The sequence below is a fragment of the Citrobacter sp. Cpo142 genome, from assembly GCF_030332425.1.
GTDB lineage: Bacteria > Pseudomonadota > Gammaproteobacteria > Enterobacterales > Enterobacteriaceae > Citrobacter > Citrobacter portucalensis.
On record NZ_JAOWHW010000151.1, the window covers coordinates 90,285 to 113,058 of the forward strand.

Annotated in this window: 25 protein-coding genes and 2 pseudogenes; 10 read left to right on the forward strand and 17 right to left on the reverse strand. The window is 49.8% G+C overall.

Annotation, left to right across the window (positions count from 1 at the left end):
* Position 1: 1 nt before the first annotated feature.
* The 4 genes from dgaE to nlpA all read left to right on the forward strand — a co-directional run bounded on the left by dgaE (position 2) and on the right by nlpA (position 3,920).
* On the forward strand, positions 2-1,111 hold the full coding sequence (gene dgaE, locus OGY18_RS26895; protein WP_279275352.1) for a D-glucosaminate-6-phosphate ammonia lyase: 1,110 nt from the start codon (positions 2-4) through the stop codon (positions 1,109-1,111).
* The gene (dagF, locus tag OGY18_RS26900) at positions 1,098-1,841 is read left to right on the forward strand and encodes a 2-dehydro-3-deoxy-phosphogluconate aldolase (RefSeq protein WP_286555029.1); all 744 of its coding nucleotides are present in this window, start codon (positions 1,098-1,100) and stop codon (positions 1,839-1,841) included. The genes dgaE and dagF overlap by 14 nt, the downstream gene beginning before the upstream one ends.
* 210 nt (positions 1,842-2,051) lie before the next feature.
* On the forward strand, positions 2,052-2,978 hold the full coding sequence (locus OGY18_RS26905) for an Rpn family recombination-promoting nuclease/putative transposase (protein WP_286555031.1): 927 nt from the start codon (positions 2,052-2,054) through the stop codon (positions 2,976-2,978).
* A 123-nt stretch (positions 2,979-3,101) separates the two neighbouring features.
* Positions 3,102-3,920: a lipoprotein NlpA gene (nlpA, locus tag OGY18_RS26910; protein WP_032945419.1), complete on the forward strand. Its 819-nt coding sequence runs from the start codon at positions 3,102-3,104 to the stop codon at positions 3,918-3,920.
* A gap of 28 nt (positions 3,921-3,948) precedes the next feature.
* Here the strand turns inward: nlpA and OGY18_RS26915 are convergent, their stop codons facing one another.
* Positions 3,949-4,851, reverse strand: a complete 903-nt coding sequence (locus OGY18_RS26915; RefSeq protein ID WP_003827166.1) for a carboxylate/amino acid/amine transporter — start codon at positions 4,849-4,851, stop codon at positions 3,949-3,951.
* Positions 4,852-4,876: 25 nt separating this feature from the next.
* Positions 4,877-5,821 (reverse strand): LysR substrate-binding domain-containing protein, encoded by a 945-nt coding sequence (locus OGY18_RS26920; protein ID WP_275397819.1) that lies wholly within the window; start codon positions 5,819-5,821, stop codon positions 4,877-4,879.
* Between the two features lie 146 nt (positions 5,822-5,967).
* On the opposite strand from OGY18_RS26920, the gene OGY18_RS26925 reads away from it, so the two are divergent.
* Positions 5,968-6,744 carry an SDR family NAD(P)-dependent oxidoreductase gene (locus tag OGY18_RS26925; protein ID WP_126317207.1) on the forward strand — a complete coding sequence of 259 codons (777 nt, stop codon included), beginning with the start codon at positions 5,968-5,970 and terminating at the stop codon, positions 6,742-6,744.
* A 70-nt stretch (positions 6,745-6,814) separates the two neighbouring features.
* Here the strand turns inward: OGY18_RS26925 and OGY18_RS26930 are convergent, their stop codons facing one another.
* From OGY18_RS26930 to OGY18_RS26940, 3 genes are all read right to left on the reverse strand, one after another.
* On the reverse strand, positions 6,815-7,495 hold the full coding sequence (locus tag OGY18_RS26930; protein WP_003827172.1) for a hydrolase: 681 nt from the start codon (positions 7,493-7,495) through the stop codon (positions 6,815-6,817).
* A 500-nt stretch (positions 7,496-7,995) separates the two neighbouring features.
* The gene (locus tag OGY18_RS26935) at positions 7,996-8,286 is read right to left on the reverse strand and encodes a putative quinol monooxygenase (RefSeq protein ID WP_231133702.1); all 291 of its coding nucleotides are present in this window, start codon (positions 8,284-8,286) and stop codon (positions 7,996-7,998) included.
* A 16-nt stretch (positions 8,287-8,302) separates the two neighbouring features.
* Positions 8,303-9,310, reverse strand: a complete 1,008-nt coding sequence (locus OGY18_RS26940) for a zinc-binding alcohol dehydrogenase family protein (RefSeq protein WP_126317208.1) — start codon at positions 9,308-9,310, stop codon at positions 8,303-8,305.
* Between the two features lie 238 nt (positions 9,311-9,548).
* Here OGY18_RS26940 and OGY18_RS26945 point away from each other — a divergent pair, with 238 nt between their 5' ends.
* Positions 9,549-10,451, forward strand: coding sequence for a LysR family transcriptional regulator (locus tag OGY18_RS26945; protein ID WP_048215260.1), 903 nt, complete (start codon positions 9,549-9,551; stop codon positions 10,449-10,451).
* 36 nt (positions 10,452-10,487) lie between these two features.
* On the opposite strand, the gene OGY18_RS26950 is transcribed toward OGY18_RS26945, so the two are convergent.
* From OGY18_RS26950 to OGY18_RS26960, 3 genes are all read right to left on the reverse strand, one after another.
* Positions 10,488-11,984 (reverse strand): C69 family dipeptidase, encoded by a 1,497-nt coding sequence (locus tag OGY18_RS26950; protein ID WP_286555034.1) that lies wholly within the window; start codon positions 11,982-11,984, stop codon positions 10,488-10,490.
* 342 nt (positions 11,985-12,326) lie between these two features.
* Positions 12,327-12,791, reverse strand: coding sequence for a YqeJ family protein (locus tag OGY18_RS26955; protein ID WP_003827183.1), 465 nt, complete (start codon positions 12,789-12,791; stop codon positions 12,327-12,329).
* Positions 12,788-13,561, reverse strand: a complete 774-nt coding sequence (locus tag OGY18_RS26960) for a winged helix-turn-helix domain-containing protein (RefSeq protein WP_286555038.1) — start codon at positions 13,559-13,561, stop codon at positions 12,788-12,790. The genes OGY18_RS26955 and OGY18_RS26960 overlap by 4 nt, the downstream gene beginning before the upstream one ends.
* Positions 13,562-14,138: 577 nt before the next feature.
* Between OGY18_RS26960 and OGY18_RS26965 the strand changes: the two genes are divergently transcribed.
* Together OGY18_RS26965 and misL are read left to right on the forward strand one after the other, a co-directional pair.
* Positions 14,139-14,756, forward strand: a complete 618-nt coding sequence (locus tag OGY18_RS26965; protein WP_003827187.1) for a helix-turn-helix transcriptional regulator — start codon at positions 14,139-14,141, stop codon at positions 14,754-14,756.
* Positions 14,757-14,831: 75 nt separating this feature from the next.
* Complete coding sequence (gene misL / locus OGY18_RS26970; protein ID WP_286555040.1) at positions 14,832-17,612, forward strand: intestinal colonization autotransporter adhesin MisL; 2,781 nt, start codon at positions 14,832-14,834, stop codon at positions 17,610-17,612.
* Positions 17,613-17,726: 114 nt separating this feature from the next.
* Here the strand turns inward: misL and OGY18_RS26975 are convergent, their stop codons facing one another.
* Together OGY18_RS26975 and OGY18_RS26980 are read right to left on the reverse strand one after the other, a co-directional pair.
* On the reverse strand, positions 17,727-18,101 hold the full coding sequence (locus tag OGY18_RS26975; RefSeq protein ID WP_057066445.1) for a Rap1a/Tai family immunity protein: 375 nt from the start codon (positions 18,099-18,101) through the stop codon (positions 17,727-17,729).
* Positions 18,091-18,234: a hypothetical protein gene (locus OGY18_RS26980; RefSeq protein ID WP_286555044.1), complete on the reverse strand. Its 144-nt coding sequence runs from the start codon at positions 18,232-18,234 to the stop codon at positions 18,091-18,093. The genes OGY18_RS26975 and OGY18_RS26980 overlap by 11 nt, the downstream gene beginning before the upstream one ends.
* A 201-nt stretch (positions 18,235-18,435) precedes the next feature.
* Between OGY18_RS26980 and OGY18_RS26985 the strand changes: the two genes are divergently transcribed.
* On the forward strand, positions 18,436-18,783 hold the full coding sequence (locus OGY18_RS26985; RefSeq protein ID WP_286555047.1) for a hypothetical protein: 348 nt from the start codon (positions 18,436-18,438) through the stop codon (positions 18,781-18,783).
* Between the two features lie 87 nt (positions 18,784-18,870).
* On the opposite strand, the gene OGY18_RS26990 is transcribed toward OGY18_RS26985, so the two are convergent.
* Positions 18,871-19,161 (reverse strand): SymE family type I addiction module toxin, encoded by a 291-nt coding sequence (locus tag OGY18_RS26990; protein WP_136391337.1) that lies wholly within the window; start codon positions 19,159-19,161, stop codon positions 18,871-18,873.
* A gap of 126 nt (positions 19,162-19,287) precedes the next feature.
* On the opposite strand from OGY18_RS26990, the gene OGY18_RS26995 reads away from it, so the two are divergent.
* Positions 19,288-19,479 carry a toxin-antitoxin system HicB family antitoxin gene (locus OGY18_RS26995; RefSeq protein WP_085049118.1) on the forward strand — a complete coding sequence of 64 codons (192 nt, stop codon included), beginning with the start codon at positions 19,288-19,290 and terminating at the stop codon, positions 19,477-19,479.
* On the opposite strand, the pseudogene OGY18_RS27000 reads toward OGY18_RS26995, so the two are convergent.
* The 6 genes and pseudogenes from OGY18_RS27000 to OGY18_RS27025 all read right to left on the reverse strand — a co-directional run.
* A pseudogene (locus tag OGY18_RS27000) lies at positions 19,476-20,102 on the reverse strand (DUF6680 family protein). The gene OGY18_RS26995 and the pseudogene OGY18_RS27000 overlap by 4 nt on opposite strands.
* 444 nt (positions 20,103-20,546) lie before the next feature.
* Positions 20,547-21,380, reverse strand: coding sequence for a DUF4942 domain-containing protein (locus OGY18_RS27005; RefSeq protein ID WP_039026305.1), 834 nt, complete (start codon positions 21,378-21,380; stop codon positions 20,547-20,549).
* A gap of 115 nt (positions 21,381-21,495) precedes the next feature.
* Positions 21,496-21,837 carry a TA system toxin CbtA family protein gene (locus OGY18_RS27010; RefSeq protein ID WP_032666240.1) on the reverse strand — a complete coding sequence of 114 codons (342 nt, stop codon included), beginning with the start codon at positions 21,835-21,837 and terminating at the stop codon, positions 21,496-21,498.
* Between the two features lie 20 nt (positions 21,838-21,857).
* Positions 21,858-22,175 carry a type IV toxin-antitoxin system YeeU family antitoxin gene (locus OGY18_RS27015; RefSeq protein WP_063842515.1) on the reverse strand — a complete coding sequence of 106 codons (318 nt, stop codon included), beginning with the start codon at positions 22,173-22,175 and terminating at the stop codon, positions 21,858-21,860.
* Between the two features lie 17 nt (positions 22,176-22,192).
* Positions 22,193-22,414, reverse strand: a complete 222-nt coding sequence (locus tag OGY18_RS27020; RefSeq protein ID WP_191215306.1) for a DUF987 domain-containing protein — start codon at positions 22,412-22,414, stop codon at positions 22,193-22,195.
* Between the two features lie 8 nt (positions 22,415-22,422).
* Positions 22,423-22,695: pseudogene (locus OGY18_RS27025) on the reverse strand (JAB domain-containing protein); the annotation flags it as partial.
* Positions 22,696-22,774: the final 79 nt, after the last annotated feature.

Here is a 22,774-nt window from a genome sequence, read left to right on the forward strand (position 1 = left end):
CATGACACAGAATATCTACCAACAATTGGGGCTAAAACAGGTCATTAACGCCTGCGGCAAGATGACGATTCTGGGTGTTTCCAGCGTAGCGCCGGAAGTAATGCAGGCCACCGCACGGGCTGCTTCAGCCTTTGTTGAAATTGATCGGCTGGTGGACAGAACTGGAGAACTGGTTTCCCGCTACACCGGGGCCGAAGACAGCTACGTCACCTCCTGTGCATCGGCGGGCATTGCTATCGCTGTTGCCGCCGCCATTACCCGTGGTGACCAGGCGCGAGTCACGCTGATGCCGGACAGCGCAGGAATGGCCAATGAAGTGGTCATGCTGCGCGGGCATAACGTTGACTACGGTGCGCCCATCACCAGCGCCATCCGTTTGGGCGGCGGGCGGGTGGTGGAGGTTGGCTCAAGTAATCTGGCGGCCCGCTGGCAGCTGGAGAGCGCGATTACCGATAGCACCGCCGCGCTGCTGTACGTGAAATCGCACCACTGCGTGCAGAAAGGCATGTTGAGCATCGCGGATTTTGTGCAGGTCGCGCAGGTTCACAACCTGCCGCTGATTGTCGATGCCGCCGCCGAGGAAGATTTGCACGCCTGGGTAGCAAGCGGAGCGGATATGGTGGTCTACAGCGGGGCAAAAGCTTTTAACGCGCCGACCTCCGGATTTATCACCGGGAAGAAACAGTGGATTGCCGCGTGTAAAGCGCAGCACCACGGCATTGCCCGGGCGATGAAAATCGGCAAAGAGAATATGGTTGGGTTGGTTTATGCCCTGGAAAACTACCATCAGGGACAAACCGTAGTCACTGCCGAAGCGCTCCGCCCCGTGGCGCAGGCGATTTCAGAGATTCGCGGACTGGATGCGGATATCGAGCAGGACGAAGCCGGGCGCGCCATCTGGCGGATTCGAATTCGGGTGAATGCGCAGGTGCTGGGAATGGATGCCTACGCCGTAGAAGCGCAACTGCGAGAGGGTGATATTGCGATCTACGCTCGCCGTTACAACCTTCATCAGGGCGTCTTTAGCCTTGACCCGCGTACGGTAGCAGAAGGGGAAATGGCGCTGATCGTGGCGCGATTAAAGGAGATTGCAGAACATGCAGCACATTAATTTTTATCGTAATAAAGTGGCCATTAACGTGCTGGCGAAGGATATCGCCAATGCGAGGGAAATCTATGATGCTGCCGAAGGCCACGCGGTGATCGGCATTCTTTCTGCGCAGTTTTCCTCGGTTGAGGAAGGGGTTCTGGAAGTAAAACGTTGGATGACCGATGTGCCATCAATTTCCGTGGGGTTGGGGGCCGGTGACCCGGCGCAGTATTACAAAGCGGCGATGATTGCCTCACAGGTACATCCAGCACACGTCAACCAGACCTTTACCGGTTGCGGGTTTGCGGCAGGCGCCTTGGCGGCAACGGGCGGTGAACAGACCCATATCAACGCGTTAGTCAGTCCCACGGGCACGCCGGGGGACGTGTTGATCTCGACCGGGGTCAGCAGCAGCCAGGGCACGCCAGCCCGCGTTTCCTGCGATGCAGCGGTCCGTATGATGTTGGATTCAGGAGCCCATGCGGCGAAGTTCTTCCCAATGGGTGGTGAGCAGTCGCTGCCTGAGCTGTACGCACTGGCGACGACAGCGGCGCGAAACGGCATGACGTTGATTGAGCCGACCGGCGGTATCGATCTCGATAACTTCGGCGTTATCCTGCAATCCTGTCTGGAGGCGGGAGTCCCGCGCGTCATGCCGCATGTTTACAGCTCGATTATCGACTCACAGACCGGCAAGACCCGGCCTGCAGATGTCGTCAGGTTGATGGAGATAGTCAAAGCCCTGGTATGATGTCGCCATCGCTGGATGGCCCATAAAAAATGCCCGGAGGTGAGTGCGCCTGCCGGGCATTTTTGCGAACGCTATTCCCTGAAAATGAATACATTGCAAAAGCATGTATTTATCCGCCAAGCCGCCTCGCAGATAGAAAAGTTCCCAGATGTTGTGTGTGCGACTGGCGAGTAAGGTTCCGTCATCTTGTTCTTCTGGTGACGGACCGCCATGAAAAAACCAACAACTTCTACGCCGCATGATGCGGTATTTAAAAAATTCTTAAGCCATCCAGAAACGGCACGGGATTTTCTTGATAGCTATCTCCCCGCACCATTACGTGAACTTTGCGATCTGAACACACTGAAGCTGGAGCCAGGGAGTTTTATTGAGGAAGACCTGCGTGCCAGTTATTCCGATATTCTGTGGTCGCTAAAAACGAGAACCGGTAAAGGCTATATCTACGCGTTGATTGAACACCAGAGTTCACCGGATGCCCATATGGCATTTCGGATGATGCGTTATGCCATTGCCGCGATGCAGAATCACCTTGATGCCGGCCACAAAACACTGCCGCTGGTGGTTCCGATACTTTTTTATCATGGTGTTGCCAGCCCGTACCCTTTTTCACTGTGCTGGCTGGATGAATTTGACGATCCAGAAACCGCGCGGCAGCTTTATGGCGCGGCCTTCCCGCTGGTCGATATCACGGTGGTCTCTGATGATGAGATTATGCAGCACCGGAGGGTGGCGCTCCTGGAACTTGTCCAGAAGCATATACGCGAGCGCGATTTGATGGTGCTAATCGATAAACTGGTTGCCCTGTTGATTAAGGGACACGCTAATGACAGTCAGGTAGAAACGCTATTTAATTACCTGGTGCAGGCTGGTAGCGCACCGCGTTTTGAGGCGTTTATTCGACAGGTTGCCCTGCGCGTTCCCCAACATAAGGAGAGATTAATGACGATTGCAGAATGCTTACGTGAGTCGGGTCATCGCAGTGGCCTGCAGGAGGGACTGCAAAAGGGTTTGCTAGAAGGTAAAAAGGACGAAGCGTTGCGGATAGCCCATGCCATGCTTGAGAAGGGGATCGATCGTGAACTGGTGCTAATTATTACCGGGCTTGCAATTAATGAACTAACGGTATCTTCCGACTAATTTATCTTAGCCCCATTATGCTTTTTTCTTCTTGCTGATGCTTTTTCGTTTTTTAAACCGCAGCGGCCTTCCCGCTATAGTCATTTCATTACTCATCAGGCGGTTATTGCAAAAGGATAAAACGTGAAGCTGAAGATACCTTATTTCGGGGCCGGGGCGGCGGTATTACTGGCGGGATTATTGCTGGCAGGATGCGATCAACAGAGCAGTGATGCAAAGCATATCAAAGTGGGTGTGATTAACGGTGCTGAGCAGGATGTAGCGGAGGTCGCGAAGAAAGTCGCTAAAGAAAAATATGGCCTTGAGGTGGAGCTGGTGGGGTTTAGCGGTTCTCTGCTGCCCAACGATGCCACCAATCATGGTGAGCTGGATGCCAACGTCTTCCAGCATCGTCCGTTCCTCGAACAAGATAATAAAGCACATGGCTATAAGCTGGTTGCGGTGGGCAATACCTTTGTGTTCCCGATGGCAGGGTATTCGAAGAAAATCAAAACTGTTGCTGAACTAAAAGACGGTGCAACGATTGCGATACCTAACGACCCGACCAACCTGGGTCGGGCGCTGTTGCTGCTGCAAAAAGAGAAGTTAATTACGCTGAAAGCGGATACCGGTCTGCTGCCAACAGCGTTGGATATCACTGATAATCCGCGGCATCTGAAAATTATGGAACTGGAAGGTGCGCAGTTGCCGCGTGTACTGGACGATCAGAAAGTGGATGTGGCGATTATCAGTACCACCTACATCCAGCAAACCGGGCTTTCCCCGGTACATGACAGCGTATTTATTGAAGACAAAAACTCACCGTATGTGAACATTCTGGTGGCGCGAGAAGACAACAAAGATGCCGAGAATGTGAAAGAGTTCCTGCAATCTTATCAGTCACCTGAAGTGGCGAAGGCGGCAGAAACTATCTTTAACGGTGGCGCGGTTCCGGGCTGGTAATCATAACCTTTTGCCGCGCCGGTTGGTGTTAAACCGCTCTGGCGCGGCGACGTGAGTCCATTGAGATAAGTATTACCGAAGAGAGGATCAAAAGCGTGCCCAGCCAGTCTGGCAGGGTAAAGGTAATACCTAACAGCAGCAGGGACAGCAACGCGCTGCTCAACGGTTCCGCGCAGCTTAAAATGCTCGCTTTCGGTCCGCCAATCATCTGCGCGCCTTTCAGGTACAGGCTAAACGTCAGCGATGTGCCGATAACCACCAGATAGAAAAACGCCAGAATCAAACTGCCATTCACCACGAAATTGGTGCCCTGTCCGGCATAAAACGGCAGCAGGATCATGCCGCCGATCAACATACTCCAGCCGACGACCGGCAGCGTGCCGTAGCGCGCGATAAGCGTTGAGGGGTAGGTGGTGTAGAACGCGGCGGCAAACGCCGAGGCAATTCCCCAGAACAGCGCGGCAGGTGAGATAGACAGCGACGTCGGGTTACCGTGGGTGACCAGCAAGAAGGTGCCGATAAGCGAGGTGAATATCGCGGTCAGCACTAAAATCCCCGGTCGTGCTTTGCGCACCACGGAAAACCACGCCACGATAATGGTCGGTGACAAAAATTGCAGCACCGTCGCGGTGGCGGCGTTGGATTTTTCAATGGTCAGCAGGAAGGTTAGCTGTACGGTGAGTGCGCCAACCACGGAAAAAATCAGCAGGCTGATGGCGTCTTTGCGATTTTTGATAATGGAGAACACTTTGTCGCCGTGAACGAAAGAGAGCATCAGCAGAATGAGCCCGGCGAAAATCAGGCGCGTCATGGTCAGAAACTGCGACGACATCTGGCTTTGCTCCATGATGTACTGCGCGCAAACGCCTGAACTTCCCCACAATACGGCGGCAATCAGGACGTTCATCATCCCTCTTCTGGTGGAACTCATCTTTCCCTCGGCATGTTGTTTTGTTTTATTTGTGTGCTGGCATCATAGCAGAGATGGTTGTGATTTCTGCCAGCACATCCGCAATCAGCCAGTCATTAAAGACTTTTACCTCCGGGCGCATTACCGCGTGCTGTGGCGTAACAATGTAGTAAGACCATGCCAGAGGCCAGCGGGTGTTGGGATGAAGCTGAACCAGTTGCCCGTCTGTCAGTAGCTGCTGCACCAATGCCCTGCGCACAATGGCGACACCTTGACCACTGAGCGCCGCCAGAATCACCGCAGAGGTAGAGTTGATGTGCAATCCACTGTCGCGAACGACAGGTGCCTGGGTGGCGGTCAGGACATCATTCCAGTCCGGGAAATTGGCGCCGGGGTGGGGAGTGTCATCATGGATAAGTTTCTGTGCGGCCAACCATTCACCACAGGATATTTTATCTACTGGCACAATACGTGGGCTACAGACCAGAACCGCTTCTTCATCCATCAGCCAGGTTTTATTTACCCCAGGCCAGTCGCCTTTGCCGCAACGCACGCCCAGATCCGCTTCGCCATGAGCAACATCCATCAGCTTTTCCGTCACGTTCAAGCGTAATTCTATGTTTTCATGCGCTTGTGAGAAACGATTGAGGCGGCTCATCAGCCAGTTCATCACCAGTACCTGAGAGGCCGTGATGATCACCACCGAGCGCGCCCGCCGACCGCGTAACTTGTTCAGCCCGGATTCCAGACTATCCAGCCCCTGGGTTATCTCGCGCAACGCGTCCTGTGCTTCGCTGACCAGCGTGAGACGCTCTTTGCCAGAACGGGTACGATGCAGCAGCGGGTGACCAACCCAGTCTTCCAGCGCCCGAACCAGTTGCCCAACGGCCGCCGGAGTGACCCCCAGTTCCTGTGCCGCGCCGGTAAAACTGCCGTGGCGGGCAGTGGCCTCAAAAGCGTGTAACCATTTAAGCCGATTCAGCGATCGCATCAGATCATTTCCCGTTTTGTGAATATCCTCAGTATATGCCATCGAGATAGATTTTCTTTCTTGGATCGCTATTTCTTCTCATTCGTCAGCGCCTCAGGGGAGTGGCATTGTTAGCGCATTAACGAATACGTGAAACGAGGCTAACGATGAACACATTATTTGTCGGCAAAAAACTGTTAGTGGTGGGCGGTACCAGTGGTATCGGATTTGAAACCGCAAAACTGATCCTCCAGGGTGGTGGTCGAGTGGTGCTGGTTGGCAATCTTGCCGAGAAAGCAGAACGGGCCCGTCAGGCATTGGCGGAGCTGGGTGACGTCTCTGTCATTGTGGCGGATCTGATGTCAGAAGCGGGCGTTAAGCAGGTGATGGCAACGGTGAATGCTGAGAACAAAGACATCAACCTGTTAGTAAATGCAGCTGGGGTTTTCTTCCCAAAACCTTTCACTGATCATGAAATTGAAGATTATGAACTGTACATGAGCCTCAACCGCGCGACGTTTTTTATCACCCGCGATGTCGTGCGTAATATGGTGGCGGCTAACATCCAGGGTGCCATTGTGAATATTGGTTCGATGTGGGCACAACAAGCAATTGGCGCAACACCTTCTTCAGCGTACTCAATGGCAAAAGCGGGACTGCATGCATTAACTAAAAATCTGGCCATCGAGCTGGGGGCGAATGGGATCCGCGTCAATGCCGTTTCGCCAGCAGTCGTGCATACACCTATCTACGAAGGATTTATCCCGAAAGAAGACGTACAAGGTGTGATGAGCAGCTTTGACAGCTTCCATCCGATTGGTCGGGTCGGTACGCCGTGTGATGTGGCTGAATCCGTCGCGTTCCTGTTGTCAGATAAAGCGCAATGGGTAACTGGCGCCATCTGGGATGTGGATGGCGGTGTAATGGCCGGACGTAATGGCTGACAGAGGCTGATGCTGCGTATTACAAAACGCCTGCTTATACTAAACAGGCGTTTGTGAAAGATTGGAAAAGTTAAGCGCGCTGAGAGTCCAACTGCTCGTTATTTTTCACAACATCCTGGGCTTTGGTATAGCTTTCAATCAGTAACTGATAAGTCGGGAAGATTTTGGTATAGACTTCAGCCCATTCCGCTGCGTCTTCCCGATTCCAGGTTTTCTGCAGTTCAGACGCAACCGCGGCAGTATCCATCGGCACGACACCAGCCTGTACGACGCGGGCCATGGTGATCTCCTGTGCCATTTTGCTGTAAGTACCGGAAGCATCGATGACGGCAAAGACTTTAAATCCTTCTGCTACCGCGCTGATGGCCGGGAATGCCATGCATACACTGGTGATGGTACCAGCAATAATCAGCGTCTTACGGCCTGTCGCTTTTACCGCAGCAACAAACTCTTTGTTATCCCAGGCGTTAATTTCACCTTTGCGCGCGACATAATGTGCATGAGGGGCATTTTCATGAATTTCCGGGATAAGCGGACCGTTTGGCCCCTGCGGCACAGAGGCGGTGGTAATCACCGGCATTTTGCATAAGGTGGCGATTTTTGCCAGCGCTGTTGCTCTTGCACGCAGTTCAGTCATTGGCATATCGCCAACGGTCTGGAACAGGCCGCTTTGATGATCGATAAGCAACATAACTGCGTCATTGACATCAATCACTGGGCGTTGGCCATTAAAATTAGCGGGTGTAGACATGATCCATTCCTTGTTGTTGCTTTTTGCGGGTTATCTAACCCGCAGTAAAGTCTATAATCGCCTGGGCGATATCCATTTTTGAGCTACAGCTAATTAACCATTATTGACATCATCATGGTTAATTTCAGGGGGAGACTAAAGTTATTCTTATAAGAATTTCCTTAGTGAGCTTAGTTTCTTCCCGCCGCATTAAAATAACAATGCCTGTTATTATAAAATTATATTTCTGCATTCATATTATTTTATGGTGTGTACTGGAAGTAAGGGGTAAAAATTCAGTTGATGTTTCTGACTGACTTATTTTTATATTGTTATTATTATTTTGAAATATAATGAATATTAACGATATATCTTCAATGTTAATTTTGTGACTAATACTACGGTTTTCTAGAGGATAATGATCATATCTATTTTATTTTCCAAGTTATTATTGAGTTAGGTAAATTCTCATGTTGATATTTGTTGTGCTCCCCGAACATCAGAGGAGCACGGTATTAATATTACGCCTCAATCGGCGTCAGATAATCCAGCCGTAGCGGTTCGGCTAACAGATCGTTCATTTGTAGAATGAACGCCTGGAAATGTGGCAGAGCGATATGCTCATCCAGACCGGCCTGACCGCGCCAGGATTCGCGCACGTAGAACACATCCGGCGTGTCGCGTAACTGGAACAGGGCATATTCAATATTGCCCGGCTCCCGGCGCGTGGGCAGCAGCAGAGCTTGTAGCGCCTGTTTCAGTGCGTCGTTTTTCCCCGGTTTGGCTTTCAGTACCGCAATAATTGAAATCACGTCAGAATCAGACATGTTAAAACCCCTCCAGCACAATCTTGCCGACCGAGCGACCGGTTTCAATTTGTGTGTGGGCTTTTTGCAGATTTGCCGCGGTAATCGCGCCAAAATGTTCGCCCAGCGTGGTACGGAGGGTGCTGTCGTCGATCAGCTGCGCCACACGGGTCAGTAACTGATGCTGCGCAATGATGTCGTGGGTGGTAAACATCGAACGGGTAAACATAAACTCCCAGTGCAGCGAAATGCTTTTGGCCTTCAGCGGGCGCGCATCGAGAGTTTGCGGATCGTCAATCAGCGCCAGTTTGCCCTGCGGCGCCAGTGCGGCAATAATTTGCGAATAGTGCTGCTCGGTATTGTTCAGGCTGGCAACGTGCGTCACCTCTTTAATGCCTATCCGTGCCAGCTCTTCCGTCAACGGCTTGCTGTGGTCAATCACATGATGAGCACCCGCTTCACGTACCCATTTCTGGCTCTGCGCACGTGATGCGGTGCCAATAACGGTCATTTTGGTCAGCTTACTGGCCAGTTGCGTCAGAATAGAACCGACGCCGCCAGCCGCGCCAACAATCAATAACACATCATCTTCATTGCCATTTTCCTCAACGCCCAGACGGTCGAACAGCATTTCCCAGGCGGTGATAGCGGTTAGTGGCAGCGCCGCAGCAGAAGCATTATCCAGTGTTTTTGGCTTCAGCGCGGTAATACGTTCATCAACCAGCTGAAATTCACTATTACTGCCAGCGCGGCCGAGCGCTCCGGCGTACCAAACTTCATCGCCGGGTGAAAATAGGGTGACGGCTTCACCCACGGACTTCACCACGCCAACGGCGTCCCAGCCCAGTACGCGCGGCACATCAGCGTTAAAACCTTCGCGGACCTTGGTATCGACGGGGTTGACGGAAATGGCTTTCACTTCAACCAGCAGATCGTGCCCGGTAGCGACTGGCATGGGCAGGTCAATCTCTTGTAAAAATTCAATGTTATTGCCGTCGGTCGCGGCGCGGGTAATGGCGATGGCTTTCATATTCTCTCCGGTCACAGGAATCAGTTTATTCCCGTCATACTTCAAGCTGCATGTACGTTGGCTACGTTCGCTCACCCCAGTCACATAGTTTGCTATGCTCCTGGAGATTCACTCTCTTGCTGCCTTCATGCAACTCGAATTATTTAGGGTATATCTGTTGATATAATTTGATGGTAAACCGGTAACAGAACGGGAAAAATAGCCCTATGGCGACAGGACTTATACTCGGGGAGTGAAAATGTTCCGGCTTGAAGATCTCACGTTGTTTGTCCGCGCCGCGGCGCTGAATAGTTTTAGCGATGCCGCGCGCGAAGTCGGCGTTCAGCCTGCTCAGGTCAGTTCAGCTATCAAGCGCCTGGAGTCTACGTTGGCTATCCGCTTGTTCGCCCGCTCCACGCGCAGCCTGCGCCTGACGCCAGAAGGTGAAGTCTGGTTACCCTATGCCCGCCAGATGCTGGATGTAATGCATGCCGGGTTGCAAAAAATTCAGACCCCGGAAGATGAAGTATCAGGCACGCTGCAAATCGCCGTGCCTTCCGATCTCGGTCGTAACCTGCTGCTACCGGTCTTTCAGTCGTTTCGACGCCGCTATCCCGCGCTGCGCCTGCGGATTTTTTTCTCCGACCAGGTAACGGATGTCTTTAAAGACCCCGTCGATGTTGCGTTTCGCTATGGCAACACCGAAGACGCGTCTTACATTGCGCTGCCGGTTGCACCGGGTAACCGACGCGTGCTGGTGGCATCACCGGAATGGGTTGAGCAAAACGGCGCGCCGCAAAAACTGGATGATTTAACACAGCTCAACGCCATGACTTTCGTATTACGCGGCCGCCTGCACGATCGCTGGACATTTACGCGCAACGGCGAGGTCAGTAGTGTGCAGGTTAACGGCACCATTATGAGCGACGATGCGGAAGTGATCCGGCGCCTGGCGATTGCCGGAGAAGGTGTGGCGTACAAGTCGTGGTTGGATGTCAGCGAGGATGTGCGTGACGGTCGATTACAACTGCTGATGCCGGATTATCAGGGAGAGAAAGTCCCGCTGAATATGATTTGCCCGCATCGGAAGCAGCTTTCAACCGCGGTACGCCTTCTGCACGAGGCGGTGAAGGCGCGGTGTGAAATGCTGGCGCAAAGCTAATAAGCGCTTTACGCCAGAATACTATCGCGTCGTTACTCAGTCTTTTTTCGTTGCATTCGCAAAGAAAATATCAGACTGAATGTCTTTAGTGCGGATGGTAAATAGCTGATTGGTTAGATCTTCCGTCAGCTTCTCGGCGTCGGCCATGATGCGCAGGTTGAAGTCATTCAGCATCTTATCGGCGGCAGGTTTATCGGTTTTCGCCATCTTCAGATACTCTGCTTCGACCTCTTTTTGCTCCTTCGCCACTTTGTCTTCCCACGCTTTGTAGGCTTTTTTGACGATTGGCGCGAGCTTCGGATAATCGGTCATCGTCAGCGTTTGTAATTTACGATATTTCCAGTAGATAGACTGATCGTCCGCTTTATCGGTACCCATCGTGTAGTTAGCCGGATACGCTTTCAGGCCGCTGTAGTACGGAACAAAGGCGGTGAGGTCAGCCATGCCCAGGCCAATGTAGGTCGTTTCACCAATCTCTTTTGGCAACCACGGACGGACCTGCATGACGTGCGCTTCATAGGTACGGAAAACGCTTACCGGACGCCATGGCTCTTTGCCGTTCAGACCGTTGGTGTACGGGTCATGGCTGGTCCCTTCATAGTGACTACGCAACACGGCCTTCACATCGTCCAGCGTCATTTTCTTCTCTGGCGTCATGAAGACCGGGAATTCGCGCCCTTTGGCCATATCCTGATTTACGGAAGGATTGAATTCTTTCTGGATGGTCCATACACGAGGGTCGTTATACGTGCGGTCACGCTCGTCATCACGGGTATAGGCTTTGGAGAAGTTGAATTTACCGTCTTTCGCCGGATCGTACAGCCCTTTTTCAGTCGCAAATTGAATCAGGTTTTTTGACGCCATCATGTCCGGACTTTTAGGATCGTAATCCTGTAAGCGGCCCTGATTACCGGTGGCAAAATACTGGTTATTCGGCAGACGCTGCGCCATCCACTGGTGGCCGCTACCGGTTTCCAGGTACCAGAGCTCGTTATCGTCGACGACGGCAACGCCAAAACCTTCGCCTGCGCCGACGGTCTCAACGATATGGCCTAACAGCGCCACAGCTTCACGTGCGGTTTTACTTTGTGACAGCAGAATATCCGGGATATCGTCTTCGGTGATCCCTTTATCTTCAACGTACGGGTCGGCGGCCAGTGCTTTCGGTGAGGCAAAAATGGATTCTGTACCGCTCACGCCGACACCCAGCTCGTTAAATCCGGTCGCGCCGTGCAGTTGGGTTTTCCAGTTTGGGACAGTGGTATAACGCAGAGAGTTTTTCGGCAGTGGCCAGGTAAAATCATTCGCACCATTATGTGCTTTGGTGCTGTATACCCCGGTCTGATTTTGCTTTGCCGGATGAATGACAAAATGCTGTGCTTTCAGAGCATCGCTGTCTGCGCTACGGGCGACCAGCATGGAGCCGTCCGCTGATGCTTCGTTGCCGACCAGCAGGGTCGTACAAGCAAAACCTGATGAAACAACGGCCAAATTTATAGAAAGTGCAATCAGGCACTTTTTAAAAGTAAACATTACGTATCCCTCATATGTACGCCAAAAATACACCGGAAACACACCGTTTCCTGAAATGCGATAACGCCTGAATGCTCAGACATTACTCGCGAGAGAGATAAACGCCCCTGCCCACGTCTTCTCCAAATATCCATCCGTAGGTTGAAGTCTTCTGGGCAAAATATAACGCCCATTTCGCTTAATTATTACGCAACGGATATTATGATATTCAGGATGTTTCCTGATTCGCGATGAAGAATAGCAATGGGTTATGTGTGGATTCAGTGACCCATGTCGCGTAAGTTAATGATGACAAATGTGAATTTCATTGAGGGGCCGTACTTTTTGTTTCCGGATATGACGTTACCTTTTGCGGCAATACAGCGAGGGCACATTGGAGCTGGCAAAAATCCATGCACCTTTATACTCCTCCATGACCAGGCTCAGGCTTCGTCCGCTTTGGCGGTAAAATCCAGGTAATGTGTCGTTAATATCCGCTTCATCAGCGGTGTCAGCGAAGGTTTTGACGACCTGCATCGCCTGTAGCACTCGGGCATCGCGCTTTTGGGTGTAGTTAAAATAGATGTTCCTGCTAATGTCGGAGGTATTACGCCCGTACAGTTTGCCGGTAATAGTGGCCAGGCCTTCACTGTTGTACATCCGAAACGATAACGTACCGGTAAAGCGGTTGCTGCCAATATTCCATTCCATGTTACCGATGCAATTCAGCGGTTTGTCGGCATAGCGTGAATGCCATAACCATCCCCCTGAACCGAGCACAGTAACCAGCCCGGCCACGAGCACTATAAGGTGGCGTGTTTTTTTCATTGCCCGCGCATCCAGTAATAATGAGTAGTACAAAATGCGTTAGCATCCACCCGTGCATCTTTATCACAGACAAATGCCACGATCCTTTCCGCTTTGCTGTAACCGGTAAGAAACACGTGCTTGTTGTTTTCACAGAGATAGGGATGTAACTGCATCAGATTGAAATAGCCTTGCTGGTCGTGTTCATTTGGTGAGTAATAGATTTTGCAATTTTGCCGCGAAGGGGTCTGCATGGAGACCGGGACAAATTTACTAAACGGCATAACAGGGCGCGTTTGATACCACACCAGCCAGATGATCAACGTGGCAATCACGACACTGGCGCTAAATAAAACCTCAAACCAGGGTATCTGCACCGTTTGTTGTGGTGTCGAAGGAATTATCTTTGCGGGTGTGATTTCTTCAATAACCGGCGGCGGGGAAACTTCACTCTGTTGAAGCGTTATTGTCTCTACTTGCGTATTTTCATTTAATCTGAGCCCGCGTCGGGAAATAGTTTTCACCGTATCACGAGGCAACCCCACGTCCGCCAGCGCGTTACGTAGTGTCAGAATAGCCTGGTAAAATGTGTTGGTGGTGGTCACATTATTTCTTTCACCCCAACCAATTGTCATCAACGTGTTCTGCGAAACAATGTCACTTGCGTGAGTAATTAAATAGAGAAAACAGAGCGAGGCAGGGAGCTGGAGCTGAATTGCTCGCCCGGTCTGACGATTGACCAGACTTTTGCTATCAGGATTAAATTCGACCAACTGATTGATAAGGTACAATTGCCCAGCCCTCAGTAACCAAAACGAATCACAGCGTGTGCTAACGCATCCTTTAAATTTTACATCCAAATCGATAATGCGCCTCACTCTTTGTTCATGATTGAAGATAAGAATTTTGCTTAATTATTAAAAATCCTTTAAATACAACATGTTAACAATCTTATTTCTTAGGTTAAAATTACCTAAGGTTAAATAATGAGAATTCATTACAGTTTTATCTGAATTATCTTTATATTTGTCCACAACATGACAAGGGTGATTGAGTTATCAGAATTACGTAATTAGTAAGCAACCTTTATGCAGGTTATTTTTTAGCAAATAGTGCTTTTTTACTGTTTATCTTAGAATCTGAATTTATGCATAAAATTCCTAAAGCATAGGTTGTTATTCTGAGATAAAGCGTAAATAAGCTTAGCGCAATCGTATTACTCACAGCCCATACATATTAGTGCATCAGGAGTTTATTACATTTTATTAGCGCCACTGTTATTAACTGACAAGGAACGTGCTACGCGTTGGATTGACACATTTATTTACCAATGAAATATTTATGGAAAAATAACAGGAGTCATTTTTGATGAAGAGATCACCGTCACAGACTGTTCGTTGCATAAGCTGTGAATTATCCTGTCAATTATTTCCAGATACTGCGGTTCGCGCCAGTTACTGTCACCGTGCCGCTTTTGCTATCTGGCCTGAGGGGAATGGCTTTCTGCAAAAAGGAATTATTGAAAAGCTTCTGCTTAATAATCAGAACCATTTGTCACGTGGGTTTATTTTTGTGGATTTTTCTTTCCCTAATCTACGCCTGTTTTCCGACCCGCAATGGGTTGACCGGCTGGCCTACAGCGGTATGCATATTGTGTTGATAGCTGACAGGAATCTGGCGCCATTAGCCAACTACTGGCTATCCAAAAGCAATAAAATACAAGGGATTATATATTCCGATGATGATGACGAAGTTCAACATCAGAAAATCAGGCGACTCTTTACTGGCCATCTCGCCAACAGCAAACGTGGACGCTCACTTAACTATACAGAAATGATATTACTGAAGCGTTTTGTGTCAGGGAAAAGTATTCAGCAAATTACCAAAATAGATAATATCGATATTAAGAAAATATATGTCTACAAGCTCAGACTTGAAGATAAGTTAGGCCATAGTATTCATCAAATATTGTCGAACATTTTATAACGTATTTTTGAGTTTTATTATTTTCACATCCTTGCGATGTGGTGGACGCTCTACGCCTGAAAGCAGGAGGCTAATATGCCAAATCCCAAATCTTATTCTCGTATTGCCATAGCGGTTTCAGCCGCATTAACCTCTATGGTATTTTCAGCTCATGCGGCATGGGTTGACGTTGATAGTCTACCTTCCAGCGGACTGGTTAGCAGTCTGCCCCCGGAATTGCAGGCAATAATTCCAGCGCAGGCAAATGCCAGTTTCGCTAAAACCAGCGCCATGCCGAATTATGTTTATCAATGGAGTGCGGGCACGATTCCTGTTTATGGCAATGGATTAACGATTAATGGACCCGGTGCTGAAGCTTTTGAGCACTCTGTTACCGTTATTCAGAACAGTACAACGGGTAGTCCGGGCGTTATTTTTGGGGATGACCTGACGATTCGCACGCAGTCGAAGAATGCCGCCAATAATGGTAAAGATGTTGACGGTATCCGCACGCACGGGGCCAATACGCCGGATAACCCGGTCTTTATTATCACCGGGGATCGCACCAGCATTTATGTTGATGGTCAGGATGGTGACGGTATTAACGCCGGTTACAACTCCTATAGCCAGGGTTGGAAGGGCTCGGCCAGCATTTACGTCGGCGACGATCTGTATATTCAAACCACCGGTTCCCAGGGACGTGGTATCACAGCCAACGCGATGAAAGACGCCACGCAGGCCAAAAATACAATTGTGGTCGGCGACCGGGCACACATTGTGACGATCGGTGACAGTTCAGAAGGTCTTCGCACCGGGCAGAGCGGTTCCTCAATCCTGCTTGGCAATGACGCCACCATCGAGACTTCAGGGGCTTCTTCCACGGGGATTTATGCCGCCTCATCGTCCAAAACGGAACTGGGCAACAACGCGATGATTACGGTCAACGGCGTCAGCGCACATGCGGTTTACTCCACCAACGCGACCGTGAATCTCGGTGAAAACGCAACGATCAACGTGAACAGTTCGGCGAAAGCTGCGTCATACAGCAAAGCGCCACGCGGCCTGTATGCGACTTCACGCGGGGCGATAAACCTGGCAGGCGGTGCCGCCATTGCCATGGCGGGCGATCACAGCAACGAAAGTTATGCCATCAGCACCGAAACGGGTGGCATCGTAGACGGTTCTACTGGCGGGCGCTTCCTCATCGATGGCGATCTTCATGCCGCAGGCGCGACTGCCGCAACCAGCAGTCTGCCGCAGCAAAACAGTACCATTAAGCTCAACATGACCGACAACTCGTTGTGGAGCGGAGCGTCATACATCACCAGCGCCACTGCCGGGACGGGCGTTATCTCGCTGCAAATGAGCGACGCGACCTGGAACATGACCAACAGCTCAACGCTCACCGACCTGACGCTGAACGGCGGGTCAGTCGTGAACTTTGGGCATGCTGACGGCGAACCGTGGCAGACGCTTACCATCAATGAAGATTTTACCGGGAACGGCGGTAAACTGGTTTTCAATACCGTTCTGAATGACGATACCTCCGAAACCGATAAGCTGAAAGTGCTCGGCAACACCGCGGGTAATGCGTTCGTGGCGGTGAATAACATTGGTGGAACCGGGGCGCAGACCATTGAAGGTATTGAGATCATCGAAGTGGCCGGTAATTCTGACGGTACTTTTGAGAAAGCGGGCCGTATTGTTGCCGGAGCGTACGACTATAACGTTGTGCAGAAGGGCAGCAACTGGTATCTGACCAGCTTTATTCCTGCTCCGCCGGATCCGGAAGACCCTGACCCTGTTGATCCGGACCCGGTTGACCCTATTGATCCAGACCCGGTCGATCCTGTAGACCCGATTATCCCTGAGCCGGAAGAACCCGTTGCGCCTCCTGTCACTGAGCAGCAATACCGTCCGGAAGCAGGCAGTTATCTGGCGAACAACTACGCGGCTAACACGCTGTTTATGACCCGACTGCATGATCGTCTGGGTGAAACGCAGTACGTCGATATGCTGACAGGTGAGAAGAAAGTTACCAGCCTGTGGATGCGTAACGTTGGGGCGCATACCCGTTTCAAAGACGGTAGCGGGCAGTTGAAAACCCAAAGCAACAGCTATGTGATGCAGCTAGGCGGCGACCTGGCGCAGTGGAGTAGCGACGGTCTCGACCGCTGGCACCTCGGCGCGATGGCCGGTTATGCCAACAGCCAGAACCGCACGCGGTCCAGCCTGACCGGCTACCATTCACGTGGTCAGGTCACCGGTTACAGCGTGGGGCTGTATGGCACATGGTATGCCAATGACGCCGACAAGACCGGCACCTACGTAGATACCTGGGCGCTGTACAACTGGTTTGATAACAAAGTGATGGGCCAGGAGCAGGCAGCAGAGAAATACAAATCCAGCGGGATAACTGCTTCTGTTGAAGCCGGATACAGCTTCAAACTGGGTGAAAACGAACGCAATAGCTACTGGCTGCAACCGAAAGCGCAGGTGGTATGGATGGACGTGCAGGCCGACAGCCACCGCGAAGCGAACGGTACCCGCGTGAAGGATAATACCGATGGCAACCTGATGACCCGTCTGGGTGTGAAAGCCTTTATCAACGGTCACAACGCCATCGACGACGGTAAATCTCGCGAGTTCCAGCCGTTTGTTGAAGCCAACTGGATCCACAACACACAGACAACCAGCGTGAAGATGGACGATGTGAGCAACGACATGCGCGGCACCAAAAACATCGGTGAGCTGAAAGTCGGCGTTGAAGGTCAAATCACTCCGCGCCTCAACGTGTGGAGCAACGTGGCCCAACAGGTCGGCGATAAAGGCTACAGCGATACCCGCGGTATGCTCGGCGTGAAATATAACTTCTGATGCATCACAGGTAATAGAGAGCCGCTGATTAACCGATCAGCGGCTTTATTTTTTGGGGGAATCGTAGGCCGGATAAGCGTTAGCGCCATCCGGCAACACAAGCAAAGTGCAGCGCTAGCTATTACTATTTTTGCTACAAGCAAGTTCTTTGCCTAAAGCGATCATGGCCAACTCAGAAGGACTGTATTTTGTTCGTTCTTTTGGATGGGTCTGGAGGTAATTACCAACAATATCAGCTTCCTGCCCAATGGTTATGCTCTCATTACAGATGATTTTTTCTTTTGACAGTGTCCCCGCTACACCGGCAACAAAAGACATATACATCACTGCTGTCTGTTCATCCCGAACGTTCAAATAATCAAAACCTTTCTCATACAACTGATAGCCGTGATATAGCGAGTTGCCGTCGATATTCAATGTCGATTTTGCCAGCACAGGTGTTGAAAAACAGAGTAATAACAAGACAGGAATGGCAATTTTACTGATCATATGAGCACCAGCCGCCCTTATGGTGTGAGCCAGTACCGCCGTGCGGGTGTTCTCCTTTCGGGCATGCGAGAACAGTGGATGATGCGGTGATAGTGACGAGAGCGATAATCATCGCCATAAATACGTTTTTCATTAGTCGTCCATTGTTGCAATTATTTATAAATAAAAATACACATATCATTTAAGCTGAGATGGTATTGTGCCTGTCCATTTAATTGACATTATAATGCGTGCTTCACTGTGATGTCATTTATACCTTGTGGCATAGGCTATCAGGAGAGTGTTTTGAATATGACGTTCAGTGTATGGTATGAGACAATTAAAATGAGTGTATATGAATAGTCTAACAACAGGAAAACATGCACGTGTACACGCGCTACGCCTGGGATATGAAGAATTTCCAGATGAGAATGCTTATGGCGGTGCATATTATATTAAAGATGGTCTAAAATGGATATTTACTATTGTAGGGCTAAAGAAACATTTAAGTATCTATAATGATGATGATTTACGCAATGAGAAATATGATGTAGATACCTATTATCGTCTAGAGTCAGAGCCAGAGCCAGAGCCAGAAGATAATGAAATGCAATCGCTATACGATGATTTGAAGATAAGTGACGGTGAGCCTGTTTATCTGGAAGGGGGGATGTACCTTTATCCCGATGGCTCTATTCGGTGATTCATTTGATAGCGTAGGCCGGATAAGCGCAAGCGCCATCCGGCACCAGGTTAACATGTAAGCGCCACTTACATGTTGACTCGTAATTCACTGAAGAGTCGCCAGCGTGCTCTCAATTCTATTTAACTTCTGATTGGCCTCTTTCAGCTCATCCTGCAACCGTTGTTCCTGCTCGCCATAGACCATCAGGACGATACAGCCATTCATCACTTTTACGGTAATTTGTTGCCCGGTTTCAAACCCCGCTTCGCGTAGCCACTTGCCGGAAAGAATAATTTTGGGTGTGGATTTGTCGAAAACATTCGGGCGGTATCCCACAATTACCGAACGCTCGGTTCCGGATTGGTCGGTGTCTGGGGTAGAATGCGAATCAGCCATAATCAACTCCTTGATAGTTGGTGAGGTTAGACGCTCCGGCTGTGTTCCCGCACATCGGGGCGTTGCTAGTGTAGAAGGCTTTTAGGTGGCCTCCTATATGGTTAAGATAATTGGATAGGTGGCCTCATGTCAATCATATCGCGCGAAAAAAAACCAAAAGGCGGCGGTCAATCACCGCAGTTCAAAATGCGTATTGATCCGGCATTGAAAGAGCAGTTGGATGCTGTGGCGGCAGAAGAAGGGGTAAGTCTCGCCAGTTGGTTGAAGGAACTGGCGAGGGAGGAGTTGCGTCATAAAGGAATTGAGCCAAAAGGTTAGGGCTTATTACTATCAAGGTCTTGGCTGCCCATCTGAGCTTCCTGATCCCTTGTATTTGCCCCGTTGAAGGGGATATTCGTTATAGTCATTGGTAAAGAATTTTTACCAGAAAATATATCTTCAAGACCTTTTAATATGTTAGCTTGAGTGGTTTCTAAATCTCCATGAGCTATCGGTCTATAACAATCTCTTTGTAATTGTACTTTATCAAAGTCATAATTCATGGCTTGTGCGATCGTATATAAAAGCTCGGTGAATAAATCATCGGATTTTGATATCCATATATTTATATCAGGGTATTCTTTTGCTTTGTTTAAGTGATTGTTATAGCTTTTCCAGGCATGGGTTACTGCCTGCTCTCTGCTTGTTTGATACCGTGTCTTAATTAATGGGATTTTCCGTCCGTAGAATTCAATATCAATCATGTTTAGTGCTTGTACGTGATCTCTATGCAGTCTTTGTGATCTGGTTGACATCAAAGTTCTAAATATATATAAGCGATTTTGTTTTTTTTCACGAAATTGCTATAATATTTTTTGTATTTCTACAGCAAGTATGGGACCAATTATTACTGCTGCTGTCATTACAATATCTTTGTATTCCATGCCGAATAAACCACTCATTATTTCACCTGTGAAAGTTATAGATATAAATGGTATTGAATTAATGGATATACTCTAAATTAGGAGTTGAATATTATTATAATTGGCGGAGATCACAGGAGTCGCATTTGATACTTAACTCATTGATTTAAAATTGCCATTTTGTGTTGGATAAGTGAGTAACCCCCATAAGCACCCCCAAATGATTTTGCTTGTGGAGAGCAGAGGCATCCAGAGCTACTTTTTGGCCTGTAGTAAAGCGGCAATATCCTTTTCGCCTCCGGCTTCTGTTTAACGCCGAGTTGTTTGGTAAAACCGAACAACTGAAGTTTCGCATATTCAGTTTGCCAGCGTCTGGCGATGCTCTCCCTGCTGAACTTGTAAATTAGACTTACAGGTTACGTAGTAGCCTGTTGAGAGTTCTTGGCCGCAATGATTATGCCAGAAACCCATAATCTACTCAGGTTATCTTGCAGGTAGCGCTCCAGGAAAATGTTTTGCCACGATATCATTCATCCTCTCCACCAGATCAAGGCGTTTAAACGTGATATGTCCGCTGCCTTTCTGAAAATAACGAATGCTAAAGAAATCATCCTCGAAGACCTGTTGATGTGGATTATCGCGAACAAAATCCATGAACCGAATGGAGATATCGTGCCGGTTATCAGGGATGGTTTTACCATCCAGCAAATACAGCATACGTTCCAGATCGGCTAACTGATCGCGCCGCCAGCCCCAGTTCAGGCTGTAGCCCCATCGGTCATGCTTCACCAGATTGTTGACGATAATCTTCTTACCGAAGCTGCAGGGACTGTTGGTTTTGTAATCCCACGACAGGCCTTTGAACACGTTAATGATGCTGCGTTCGAAGACGTCCATTTTATTCAGATGTAGCTGCTCAAAGGTGCTGAGGATATTCGCCTCGCTGATAGCAGGAAGATCGCCCTCCTCCAAGTTCTTATGCCACTGGTCACGAGCCTGCGCATCCATCAAGGCCATCATGCCGGACTTCAGCATCAAATCGCGCCAGATACTGCGGTCAATATTGTGGGTGACGGCAGGTAGCGCTCTATCAGTATTTTCAGTCAGCCAACTGTCGTAACGGTGCCCGGCTTTCATCGCCCAGTCTTGCGCTGTACCACCGCCTATTTCTGAGGTCAGCCGTGAAATGGCATCAATTTGCTGAATGAGTTGTTCGATCTGTTTTAGTGCTGTATCGCGGCCTGTCACTATACGTTCAATACTAGTCGAGCAAATCAGTTCGCTATGACCGGTTAATACTTCAGCTTCAGTTTGCATGATATTTTATCCGTAAAAAGCAAACGCACCCGCCGGGTAATGGCAGGCGCATTATGCAATATGTAAACAAGGGAGGAAGATCAGAAATGTAAATCGGGAAGGTTGTACGCAATATTTACCGTACTGCGTTGTTACGGCTTTGTCGCAACAGGCCAGTTGCCTGTCTTGCCCGCAGAATATCTACAGCCCGAAGATAAGGGGATTGTTCCTGCCAGCTAAATCCCTTCCTGTCGATACGCACTAGTTCGTATTTCTCCACCAGAAAATTCACAGCATCGGCCAGAGTGATCCCGGCATTAATGTGTTCCTGAATCACAGTTTCATCACTGAACGGGGTGTCGTTTAGCGTCAGGCCATAGTGCTTTTCGAGCAGTCGGGTCAGCAGCATTTGCCAGACTGCCACGGGCGACAGGCAAGGCTTCGCCGCCCGCGAAGTTGTTGCAGATTGAGGTTTCATGTTTGCTCTCGTGAAAGTAATTAGCGCTGAGTGGGGTAAATGGCGATGTATACGTAGCCGCAACTGCCAAGGGTGTCGGCTTCGCAGGTAAAACCGCTGTGGCACAGGGTGACGCAGTGGGCGTATTGCGGATTCAGTTCACCGGTGGTCAGCATCGATTCCATCTGGCTGATAAAGTGCGGGAATGTTTCATCCAGCTTCCGGCATTCGGAGTCACTGAACTTGCCGGTGATACTGGTCCGGTCAGCCAGATAGTGCAGCCGGTTGCCCTCCTGCACCAGACGTGCTCCCAGGCGCGGCGTGATATCCCGCTGCAGGCCCCATGTAGTGTTGCTCATTTATAACCTCTTTATTGTCAGTTCAGGGTGATACTCAACAGGCAGGCGTAAGGTCCGTTGCGGTCCTGGCGGCGTTCGGCGTACACAGCCAGGACTCCTGTGATATCCGGAACATCCCTTCCGGTGTAATGACAGACGCTACCGTGCCACTGATATTTTCCAGTGCAGTAGCGAAATATGCGGGACTCAGGATGCTGGCGATATATCGTCATTGCCCGGCGTTTACTGATAATTTTCATGTAATACCTCACAGCAGACCGTGTTCTGCGAACGAATAGATTTGCCTGCCACCGACAATCAGATGGTCAGGGACGCGGATATCAACGAGCTGAAGTGCCTGCACCAAACGCTGCGTGATGGTCTTATCTGCCTGGCTGGGTGTGATGTCACCGGAGGGATGGTTGTGCGCAAATAACACTGCTGCCGCATTGAAGTACAGGGCGCGTTTGACCACCTCGCGGGGATGTACCTCGGTACTGCTAATAGAACCGGCAAACAGGGTTTCGTGGGCAATCAACTTGAATCGCCACGGATAATCTAGACACTTCCGAGCCGTTGATAATACTGGTTTTCATATTCTGTCGGTGACATCTGATCGC